The organism is Micromonospora sp. KC213 (assembly GCF_004348325.1).
Classification (GTDB): domain Bacteria; phylum Actinomycetota; class Actinomycetes; order Mycobacteriales; family Micromonosporaceae; genus Micromonospora.
Genome location: NZ_SMKF01000012.1, coordinates 57881 through 68122, shown reverse-complemented (window position 1 = coordinate 68122; position 10242 = coordinate 57881). Strand labels below are relative to the sequence as shown.

8 protein-coding genes are annotated in these 10242 nt (G+C 73.8%); all 8 read left to right on the top strand.

Translation table 11 applies throughout. The annotated features are described in order from the left end of the window. Positions 1–136 precede the first annotated feature (136 nt). The 8 genes from E1166_RS05400 to E1166_RS05365 all read left to right on the top strand — a co-directional run bounded on the left by E1166_RS05400 (position 137) and on the right by E1166_RS05365 (position 10185). On the top strand, positions 137–1225 hold the full coding sequence (locus E1166_RS05400; protein ID WP_132336320.1) for a hypothetical protein: 1089 nt from the start codon (positions 137–139) through the stop codon (positions 1223–1225). Then, positions 1222–2718 (top strand): hypothetical protein, encoded by a 1497-nt coding sequence (locus tag E1166_RS05395; protein WP_132336318.1) that lies wholly within the window; start codon positions 1222–1224, stop codon positions 2716–2718. The genes E1166_RS05400 and E1166_RS05395 overlap by 4 nt, the downstream gene beginning before the upstream one ends. 155 nt (positions 2719–2873) lie before the next feature. Further along, positions 2874–5132, top strand: coding sequence for an EAL domain-containing protein (locus tag E1166_RS05390; protein WP_243710177.1), 2259 nt, complete (start codon positions 2874–2876; stop codon positions 5130–5132). A 139-nt stretch (positions 5133–5271) separates the two neighbouring features. Beyond that, positions 5272–6030 (top strand): MerR family transcriptional regulator, encoded by a 759-nt coding sequence (locus tag E1166_RS05385; protein ID WP_132336316.1) that lies wholly within the window; start codon positions 5272–5274, stop codon positions 6028–6030. A 198-nt stretch (positions 6031–6228) separates the two neighbouring features. After that, on the top strand, positions 6229–7335 hold the full coding sequence (locus E1166_RS05380) for a hypothetical protein (protein WP_132336314.1): 1107 nt from the start codon (positions 6229–6231) through the stop codon (positions 7333–7335). Positions 7336–7464: 129 nt separating this feature from the next. After that, complete coding sequence (gene trpB / locus E1166_RS05375; RefSeq protein WP_132336332.1) at positions 7465–8631, top strand: tryptophan synthase subunit beta; 1167 nt, start codon at positions 7465–7467, stop codon at positions 8629–8631. Continuing rightward, complete coding sequence (gene trpA, locus E1166_RS05370) at positions 8628–9488, top strand: tryptophan synthase subunit alpha (RefSeq protein WP_132336312.1); 861 nt, start codon at positions 8628–8630, stop codon at positions 9486–9488. Before trpB ends, trpA begins: the two co-directional genes overlap by 4 nt. Further along, a complete protein-coding gene (locus E1166_RS05365; protein ID WP_132336310.1) occupies positions 9448–10185 on the top strand; it encodes a GntR family transcriptional regulator in 738 nt (245 codons plus the stop codon). Before trpA ends, E1166_RS05365 begins: the two co-directional genes overlap by 41 nt. Positions 10186–10242 lie beyond the last annotated feature (57 nt).

The window sequence follows — 10242 nt, the reverse complement described above, 5'->3', positions numbered from 1 at the left end:
GGTCGGCCGCTCGCCGGGACCCGGCTGCCCCGGTCGCCCTGGAACCGGTCGGCCGAGCGCTGACCCTGTTCTTCAACCCCACCCGGACCGCCCGCGTCCGGCCCGAACCGGCGCCCAGCGCCTATCCTGACGGATCGTGACGAGCACCGCGCAGCGCCTGGCCGTGATCCGGGGAACCGTGCCGCCGAAGCGGCACAACGCCCGTACCATCGCCGCCCTCACCGGGAACCCGGGATGCACCCGCCGGGCGGTGCTCGACGGCGCCGGGGTGGACAAGCCGAAGCTGGCCGAGCGGATCGGGTATCCGGCCCGCTTCGGGCAGTCCCGGTTCGCGATCACCCGGGGCAACACGTTCGAGGCGCAGGTGAAGGCCGACGGCGGGACGGAACTGCTGCGGCTGGTCGCGCAGCGGCTGGGCGTACCGGTGCCGCAGCGGGCGGACTGGACGGACCTGGGCGGCGCCGACGACCTGCCGGACCGGCAGGAGCGGTCCCGTCGGGCGTTGACCGCCACCGGGCCGGACGCGGCGCTGTTCGACCATCCGCTGCTGGGGCTGGACGTCGCCGGGCAGCGGGTGCACCTGGAGCCGGACCTGGTCGCCGCCCGCCTCGGCGGCCGGTTCCACGTGGTGGAGATCAAATCCTTCCCGGTGATCGACGGCCAGGCCGACCCGGCGAAGGTGGCCGCCGCCGCCATCCAGTCGGCCGTCTACGTGCTGGCGCTGCGGGAGCTGCTGGCCGCCGAGGGACAGGACCCGCAGCTGGTCTCCCACGACGTGGTGCTGGTCTGCCCGCGCGACTTCGCCAACCGGCCGGTGGCCAGCCTGCTCGACGTGCGCAGGCAGCTACTGGTGCTGCGCCGCCAGCTCGACCGGATGGCCCGGCTGGACGTGCTGCTGGCCAACGTGCCGCCGGACTTCACCGCCGACCCGGGCGCCGACCCGGCCACGTTGACCGCCGCGCTGCGCACCGTCGAGGCCCACTATGCGCCGGAGTGCCTGGCCGCGTGCGAGCTGGCGTACTTCTGCCGGGCCGAGGCGCGGGACCACACCGGGGCGCTCGGCCGGCCGGTGCGGGAGGCGCTCGGCGGAGTCGAGGAGGTTTCCGAGGTGCTGGCCCTGGCGACCGGTGAGCGGGCCGCGGAACCGGAACGGGCGGAGGCCGCCGCGCTGCTGCGGGCCGCGGCCCGGCTGCGCGCCGACGCCCTCGCCGGGAACCCCGCGTGAGTACGCTGCGCGCGCTGGCGAAGGCGCAGGCCGTCGCCGCCGGGGTGGCCCAGCCGGTGGCCACTGTCCGGCACCTGCACCTGGCCGAGCGGCCGCTGGTGCTGGTGCCGCTGGCGCTGGCCGGTGAGGCGAACGCCCCGCTGGCGGCGCTGGTCGGCACCGCCCCGGACGCGGCGCGGCTGCTGATCGTGCCGCAACCCCGCAACCGCGACCAGCGGTTCCGGTTCGCCGCCGAGCTGGCCGCGGTCGTGCTGCCGTACCTGGCGGAGTTCCTGACAGTGTCCGAGGCGGTACCGGTGGACCGGGGCCGTGACGTCCGGCACCGGTACGCCGACGCGCCGCAACTGCTGGTGCCGAATCCGGCCGGGGTGACGTTCCTGCGGCTGTTCGGCCGCTCCACACGGTTCCGCCGCCCCGACGGTGAGCACCCGGTGCACCCCGACGTGCCGCTGCTCGGCCGTTGGCTGACCTTCTTCGCCGAGCGGGCCGAGCATCCCGGCTCGTCGGCGCTGGTGGCGATGACGGACGCGCTGACCCTGCACTGGGCCACCGGGCAGAGCAGCGTGGAGGACCAGCACCTGCCGGCGCTGCTGGGCTGGATCGACCCGCCGGTCGGCTCGACCGGCGCGCAGATGGCGGCCCGCGCCGAGGATCCGACGCTCTGCCCGCCGGCCGGCCCGGCCACCGACCCGGACTTCGACAACCGGGTGCTCGCCCCGGCCATCGCCGCGTACACCGGTGCCGAGGACGACCCGGCCGCCCGCGCGGCCGCGTACGTGGCGCTGGAACGGGTGCTGCGCGGTCAGCTCGCGCCCACCTGGGAGCTGATGTGGCGCGGCGTGGGGCTGCTGCGCGCGCTGCCGCCGGGAGCGCGGGTGGCGGGCCGCTGGGACGGCGACAAGGACGCCTTCACCGGCCATGTCGAGCACCTCGACGCCGGTGGCGGTCCGCAGCCCCGGCGCGACGGCGCGGTGGCGGCGGCGGCGCGGCTGCACCGGTGGGAACGGGCCCTGACCTCGTACGCGGTGCAACGCGCTTACGACGACCCGCTGGTCATGGCCGAGCACCGGCTGACCGGTGAGGCGTTCGTCGGCGACGTGACGCTCGCCGACCCGACCCGGGTGGACGACAGCGGCCGGCGGCCGGTGCTGCGCCCCCGCATCCAGGTGGTGACCACCGAGCCGGTGCCGGTGCCGGTGGGGACGACGTTGTTCTCCCCGGCTCGGCCCGCGCAGAAGGCGAAGGTGGTGTTCCTGACCCCGGCCGCGGACGGCAAGACGGAACTGGTGCTGGAGCTTTCCGGCGGGATGGGGCGGGGACTGACCGCGCCGCCCGGGACGGTGCCGGAGGTGGGGGAGCGGCTCTGCCTGACCACCCTCTCCGACGGGTTCCTGCCGGCCGGTGCGTTCCCGGCCCCGGAGGAGACCCCCTGGACGCACGGCGGCCCGCCCGCGTCCACAGCTGACGGCGACGCGGCGGAGGACTGGTCCTGACCAACCGAGCCGGCATGCCCCAAAGGGTGCACACCGACAGGGCCGGTCGGCTCTGGCGGGGCGCACGGGTGGTGGTTACGCTTCGATGGTTCGCCCGTCCGTGGCCGGTTTTCAGCCTTGAGGTGCGCACAGGAGAGGGAGCCGGAGCGATCACCGTGCAGCCCGAGGCCGTCACGCCGTATCCTGCCGCGCCGCTGCGCCGCGCGGGGGTGGCGCTCGCGGCGGCGGTGCTTCTCGTCGAGGCGCTCTGGCTGCTGATGGGGCTGCCGGACGCGGCGCTCGCCAGCGACCTGGGCGCGATCACGGTGGCGGGCCTGGCCGCAGCGGTCTGCGTGGGCGCGGCCCGCCGGCATCCCACCCCGCTGCGCCGGTTCTGGGTGCTGCTCGCGGTCACCATGGGTTTGGCCGTGGCGGGCCGTACGGTGTGGACGGCCGGGCGGCTCGGCAGCAGCGAACTGCCGCACACCGCGCTGATCGGCGCGATCTTCACCGCCGGCATCATCACCGGCACCGCCGCCTTGCTCTGCTCGGTGTCGGCTCCCCGCAACCGGGTCGGTCGGACCCGCGCCCTGCTGGACGGGGTGATCGTCGGGCTCGCCCTGATCCCCGTCGGCTGGGTGGTGATGTTCCGGGGGATCACCGCCGCCGACCTGGCCGACCCGCTGCACGGCTTCGGCCTGCTCTACCCGATGCTCGACCTGATGCAGCTGACCGTCCTGGTCGCGGTGACCGGCCCGGCCCGGCCGGTGTGGCGGCCGATGACCCTGATCGGGGCCAGTCTGGCCGTGCGGGGGGTAGCCGACGCGGTCTACGTCTCGCTCGTCGTCGGTGGCAGCTACGCCCCCGGTCACCCGGTCGACCTGTGCTGGCCGCTGAGCTACCTGCTGATCGCGGTGGCGGCGCTCCACCCGCCACCACCGACCTGCACCGAGGCCGACGACAGCGGCGAGTCGCCGCTGCCGTCCTGGTGGCGGGTGGCGCTGCCGTACCTGCCGGTGGGCGGGGCGATCGTCGCCGTCGTGCTGGCCCGCCGCCCGACCGGGCAGACCCCGCATCTGATCTTCGTCGGCGTGATGACGCTGCTGGGGACGCTGGCGCTGCGTCAGGGGCTGGCCGCCTACGAGAACCTGCGGCTGGTCGCCCAGCTGCGTCGGCTGGCGTACGCCGACCAACTCACCGGCCTGCCGAACCGGCTGATGTTCACCCGGCGGCTGCGCCGGGCGCTGCGCGACGGGCCGCCGGTCGCCGTGCTGATCCTCGACCTCGACGGGTTCAAGCAGGTCAACGACCGGTTCGGGCATGCCACCGGGGACGCCCTGCTGACCTGCATCGCGGGCCGGATGCGGGAGGCGGTCGGCGACGACGGCACCGTCGCCCGGCTCGGCGGCGACGAGTTCGCGGTGCTCGTCGACGCAGGCCGGCCGGTCGCCCCGGAACGGCTCGCCGAGCGGCTGCTCACCGCCCTGCAACCGTCGCCGGGCGAGGAGGACGCCGGTATCCACCCGTCGGCCAGCATCGGCATCGCCGAGTACGGCCCGCAGCACACCTCCCACACCGACCTGTTGCGCGACGCCGACATCGCGATGTACGCGGCGAAGGCGGCCGGGAAGGCCGCGTACCGGACCTGCACCCCAGCCCTGCGCGAGTCGGCGGTGACCCGCGCGGAGCTGATCGCCGACCTGCGCCGGGCGGTCGACGAGCGGCAGTTGCACCTGGACTACCAGCCCATCGTCGACCTGGCCACCGGCGAGGTACGCAGCGCCGAGGCGCTGGTCCGTTGGCGGCATCCCCGGCTGGGGCTGCTCAACCCGGCGGCGTTCCTGCCGCTGGCCGAGGAGACCGGACTGGTCGTGCCGCTGGACCGCTGGGTGATCCACGAGGCGTGCCGGGCCGCCGCCACCTGGCGGCAGCGGGTGCCGGAGGCGACGGTGGCGGTGAACATCGCGGCGGCGCACCTGCGCCGGCCGGATCTCATCGCCACGGTCACCGCGGCCACCGCCGGCGCCGGCCTGGCGCCTCGCGCGCTGACCCTGGAACTGACCGAGTCGGCGTTGATCGACGGCAGCGAGGCGGTGCTGGAACGCCTCGCACAGCTCCGCGAGCTGGGCATCCGGATCGCCATCGACGACTTCGGCACCGGCTACTCGTCGTTGAGCTACCTGCACCGCATCCCGGCCACCGAGCTGAAGATCGACCGTTCGTTCGTGGCCCGGCTCGACTCGGACACCCGGGCGTACGCGACGGTGGAGATGGTGACCCGGCTGGCCGGGGCGTTCGACCTGGCGGTGGTGGCCGAGGGGGTAGAGACCGAGGGGCAGCACGCGGCGGTCACCGCGATCGGCTGCGTGCACGGCCAGGGCTACCGCTACGGCCGCCCCGGCGCGCTGGCCACCCTGCACCACACACCGGCCTGACCACGCCGGCACGGCGCCGGCGACCACGTCCCGGCACCGCCGACAACCTTCCGACAGTGGCGGCGGGGACGCGCGCAGAATCGGGTTGACCCTCACGTAACGGAAGGCGGGAGCCTTGGTCGCGGAAGGGAGGGAACCCATGACGTACACGGTGGGGCAGGTGGCGAGGGCGGCCCGGGTGACGGTCCGGACGCTGCACCACTACGACGAGATCGGACTGCTCTCGCCCAGCGGACGCACCGCGGCGGGCTACCGCCGCTACGACGACGCGGACCTGGAGCGCCTGCAGTTGATCCTCTGGTACCGGGAGTTGGGGTTCCCGCTGGAGGAGATCGCGGCGATCCTCGACGACCCGGATGCCGACCCGGTGGCGCACCTGCGCCGGCAGCACGAGCTGCTCAGCGGCCGGATCGGCAAGCTCCAGGAGATGGTCGCCGCGATCGAGATGGCGATGGAGGCGAAAAGGATGAACATCAAGCTCACCCCGCAGGAGCGGTTCGAGGTCTTCGGCGACTTCGACCCGGATGCGCACACCGAGGAGGTGGAGCAGCGCTGGGGCGACACCGACGCGTACCAGGAGTCGGCCCGCCGGACGGCCAGCTACTCGAAGGAGGACTGGCTGCGCAACAAGGCGGCCAACGAGGACTGGGGCCGCCGCTTCGTGGCGGTGATGACCTCGGGGGTGCCGGCCGACTCGGCGGAGGCGATGGCGTTGGCCGAGGAGCACCGGCGGCTCATCACCGAGTGGTTCTACGACTGCTCGTACGAGATGCACACCTGCCTGGCGGACATGTACGTGGGGGATCCCCGGTTCACCGCGTACTTCGAGACACTCGCGCCGGGCATGGCCGCCTACCTCGCCGAGGCGATCCACGCCAACGCGATCCACCGCGCCTGAGCGGTCATCGTCCGGGCCGGGTGGGCCGACCGATCGGCCCACCCGGGTTCCCGGCGCCGGCCGGGCCTGCTCACAGAATCCGTCCGAGGCAATCACCCGATCGGGTGAAAGGACCCGTCGCGCCGGTTCCGTCGGCGTTGATCCGCTGTTAATCCGTACGACACCCCGATTGGTGGCTCGCGCGGCGGAGGGGTCGGCGTGGCTGAAACTGATTCGACGGGTTCCACCTGGCGCTACACCTGGGCGCGCAAACAGAACGAGCGCCGGCAGCGCCGCTACCGCGCGGCCGAGGCGGCCTGGCGCCGGCACGACGACGAACTTCGGCGGCTGCGTACCCTCGCCGTCGACCTGCGCGGTTCGGCAGCGGCGGGCCGAGGGCTGCCGCTGGCGCTCGAACACGGCGAGAAGGTGCTCCGGGCCTGGCCGGCGGCCCAACTGGTCGAGCTGCGGCACACCGCGGTGCTGCCCGCCCCCGACCTGACCCTCGAACCGCACCCGGCACCGCTGCGGCACCGATCCCCCGACGGGGTCCGGGCCGTCGACGCCGGGATGGCCGTGATCACCAACCGTCGCCTGGCGTTCCTCGGCGGTGGCGGCCGGCGCGACTGGGCGTACGCGAAGATGACCGGGCTGTCCCACGACCCGGCGGCCCCGGTGACGTTGATCCAGGTCCTCGACCGCAAGCGGACCACCGGTCTGCGCCTGCCGGCCGCGGCGGCGGTCGACTTCAGGTTCGTGCTCACCCTCGCCTTCGCCGACGCCATCGAGCAGCGGGACACCGTGCTCGCGCAGCTCGACGAGCTGATCGCCGAACACGACCAGACCCGACCGTTCCGCCCGGCGATCGTCACCCCCGCCCAGGCCCGGCTCACCGCCCGGATCCCCGGCGGACGCCGCGCCGTCGTCGTCACGGCCGCGCTCACCCTGGCCGTGCCGGTGGCCGTCCTCGACTCGGACCCGCCGGTGCGATCCGCCTCCGAACGGGCCGTCGCCGCCACCCCCGCCCCGTCGCCCACGCCGACGGCCACCCGCCGGGCGAAACCCCGGCCCACGCCGTCGACCAGCGTCGCGCCCCGCGAGCGGCGTTGCGGCGCCCCGGCCAACCCGATGGGGTACGACTTCTGCGACGGCCAGCGGATCCGCCGCCCCGACCACCGGATCTGCGACCACTTCGACTGCGAACGGGACTTCTGGTCCGGACGCGGCTACCTGGTGCAGTGCCGGGACGGGTCGGTCAGCCTGACCGGTGGGCGGCGCGGCGCCTGCGCCGACCAGAAGGGCGTACGCCGCACCGTGTTCACCTGACCGACCTGCCGCCCGTCGTCCCCCCGAGGGCTTGGTCGGTTTCGAACAACCTCAAAGAGTTCTAGAACTTTTCTGGCTGTTGTGACACACTCAGACCATAGTTCTAGAACTCTGGAGGTTCTGGTGACAATGGTGATGCGCGAGCCCGCCGCCGGCGGACGGTTCGGGGACTACGGCGGCAGGTACGTTCCCGAGTCCCTGATCCCCGCCTGCCTCGCCCTGGAGGACGCGTTCCGGGATGCCTGGGCCGATCCGGCGTTCCGGATGGAGCTCGACGTTCACCGCCGCACCTACGCGGGGCGGCCGACCGCCCTCACCATCGCCCGCAACCTCTCCGCCGAGCTGGGCGTCACGCTCCTGCTCAAGCGCGAGGACCTGGCCCACACCGGTTCCCACAAGATCAACAATGTGCTCGGGCAGGCCCTGCTCGCCCGGCGGATGGGCAAGACCCGACTGGTCGCCGAGACCGGCGCCGGCCAGCACGGCGTCGCCACGGCCACCGCGGCGGCGCTGTTCGGGCTGCGGGCCACCGTCTACATGGGCGAGCGCGACATCGAGCGCCAGGCCCTCAACGTCTTTCGCATGCGCCTGCTCGGCACCGAGGTCGTCCCGGTGACCAGCGGCAGCCGGACCCTCAAGGACGCCACCAGCGAGGCCATGCGCGACTGGGTGTCGACCGTCGAGGACACCCATTTCTGCCTCGGGTCGGTGGCCGGACCGCACCCGTACCCGTGGCTGGTCCGGGAGTTTCAGCGGGTGATCGGTGATGAGGCACGCGGGCAGTGCGCCGCCGAACTCGGCACCGGCATCCCGGACACGGTCGTTGCCTGCGTGGGCGGCGGGTCGAACGCCGCCGGCACGTTCGCCGGCTTCGTCGACACGGGCGCGAGCCTGGTGGGTGTCGAGGCGGCGGGCGGCGCCGCTGTCTCCCGGGGCGAGGCGGGAGTCCTGCACGGCTCCCGGTCGCTGGTGTTGCAGGACCGGCATGGGCAGGTCGCCGAGGCGCGGTCGATCGCCGCCGGACTCGACTATCCCGGGGTGGGCCCGGAGCACGCACAGCTCAACGAGCTGGGCCGGGCCCGGTACGTCACGGTGACCGATGACGAGGTGCTGGTCGCGGTGCGCCGTCTCGCCGAGCGGGAGGGCATCATCTGCGCGCTGGAGTCGGCGCACGCGGTGGCGTGGGTGCTGCGCGCGGCCGGGACACCTGACCTGCCGGCCGGCTCGACGGTGCTGCTGACGCTCTCCGGCCGCGGCGACAAGGACATGCCCCAGCTGATGGAGGGCCTGCGATGACCATCGACACCAACCAGCAGACCGCGATGCCCGGGCTGGACAAGTCGCGCGCCGGTACGCCCCGGCTCGGTGCCGCGCTGCAGGCGGCCCGGCGGCCGCTGCTCGTGCCGTACGTGACCGGTGGCATCACCGCGGACTGGACGGATTTTCTGCTCGCCTATCAGGACAGCGGCGCGGACGCGATCGAGGTCGGTCTGCCGTTCTCCGACCCGATGCTCGACGGCCCGACCATCCAGGAGGCCTCGCACCGGGCCCTGGCCCGTGGTGCCACGGTGGACTCGATCCTCGCCGCCCTCGCGGGCACGCCGCTGCGGGTGCCGATCGTCGTCATGACGTATGCGAACCTCATCCTGCGGTCGGGGATCGCCCCGCTCGTCGCCGCCGGGGTGTCCGGTCTGATCGTTCCCGACCTGCCGCTGGACGAGTCCGCCGGGCTCGAGGCCGAGGCGGCCGCCGCCGGCATCGAACTGGTGCTGCTGGCCGCGCCGGCCACCCCGGACGACCGGCTGCGGGAGATCTGCGCCCGCAGTCGTGGCTTCCTGTACGCGGTCAGCGTCATGGGCACCACCGGCGAGCGTCCCAACCTGGCCGCCTCGGCTGCCACCCTGGCCGCCCGGGTCAAGGCGGTCACCGACCTGCCGGTGCTGGTCGGATTCGGGGTGTCCACCCCGGCCCAGGCCGCCGAGGCGGGACGCGCCGGGGACGGTGCTGTCGTCGCGTCGGCGCTGATGCGTAGGGTGCTCGACGGAGCCTCGGCCGGCGCGCTCGCCGCCGACGTCGCGGCCTTCCGCTCCGCACTCGACCTGGGGGTGTCTCCTGGAACGCCGCACGCCGAAATACCGGGTCATCGCGGCTGACCTGACCGCGAAGATCCGCAGGGGCGAGCTGCCACCGGGTTCCGCGCTGCCACCGCAGAAGGAGCTGAGCGCCGCGTACGGGGTGACACTCGTGACCCTGCGGCAGGCGCTGCGGCAGCTCGAAGACGACGGCCTGCTCTCCCAACAACCGGGCCGGGGCACGTTCGTCGCCTCGCCGAAGGCCACCTACCGCCTGGACTCGCTGCGCGGGCTGGCCGAGGATCTGCGCGCTCAGGGCCGTACGGTCAGCACTCAGATTCTCGGCCAGGCCATGCAGCGTCCGCCGGCCTGGGTGGCGGCGCACCTGGGCACCGCCCGGGTCCTGCGGCTGGAACGCCTGCGGCTGCTGGCCGGCCGGCCGGCGGTGCACCAACTCTCCTGGGTTCGCTCCCCGGCCGGTACCAAGCTGCGCGACACCGATCTCAGCGACACCTCGCTGTACGCGGCCATCGCCGAGCACGGGATCGTGGTGCACCGCGCCACCGAGGTGCTGCGCCCTGAGGTGCTGGCCGCGCCGGTGGCGGAGCTGCTGCGCCAGCCCGTGGGGACGCCGGTGTTCCTCTCCGACCGGGTCACGTACGGGCTCGATGAGCGGCCGATCCTGGTGGACCGGGCGACGATCCTGGGCACGATGATGGAGGTCCGCACCGAACGCGCGGCCACCGGCCTGTCGGTGCAGTGGACGCCGTCGAGTTGACCGCGACGAGCCGACAGACCGTTTCACCCCGCCCGGGCGCGATCGACTCCGTCTGCG